This window comes from Pseudomonas sp. EA_5y_Pfl2_R50 (genome assembly GCF_963970475.1).
GTDB lineage: Bacteria > Pseudomonadota > Gammaproteobacteria > Pseudomonadales > Pseudomonadaceae > Aquipseudomonas.
The window spans coordinates 1-647 of sequence record NZ_CAXAPT010000063.1; the positions used below are offsets into that span (position 1 = coordinate 1).

The 647-nt window shown below is 70.5% G+C and carries 1 pseudogene; it reads right to left on the reverse strand.

What is annotated here, in order from left to right:
• A pseudogene (locus AACY19_RS26710) lies at nucleotides 1-647 on the reverse strand (hypothetical protein); the annotation flags it as partial.

Genomic DNA, 647 nt, shown 5'->3' on the forward strand with positions numbered 1-647 from the left:
CCCCATCCGGCCTATATCGACCGTGGCGCGCGCATAGCGTTCGATCGCCTTCGCCTGGTGGGGCGAGCTGGTCCGCTCGATCGCCGGTGACGCCGCCTGCTCCGGGGTCGATTTCGGCCGGAACCCGGCGAACATGCCCCTGGCCTTGTCGCGGACCTTCTCGACCACCTGGCGCGCGAGTTCCGGGAACCGGATCTCGCGCCGATCGGCGAACGCGCGCGCCTGGTCCTGCTCGGGCGTGGCATAGTCGCCCGCCATGTCCTTGCCCCGGTCGCGCGACAGCGTGCGCGCGAGCTGGCGCTGATCGGCGAAGTCGTCGCGGCCATAATGAAGCTGCACGCCGTCGCGGTGCCGCGACAGACCGACATAGGCGCTGTGGCGGTCCATGCCCGGCGTAGCGAGGACGTGCGCGCGATCGACCGTCACGCCCTGCGCCTTGTGGAACGTCGCCGCATAGCCGTGATCGACCGCGGCATAGTCCTTCGCCTCGAACGCGACGCTCCGGCCTCCGTCCAGCCGGACGGTCATGCCCTCGGGGCTGACCCGCTCGATCGTGCCGAGCGTACCGTTCTTTACCCCCAGCGACCGCTCGTTCCGCAGGAACATCAAGCGGTCGCCGCGCGCGAAGTCGCGCGGTCCCCGATCGG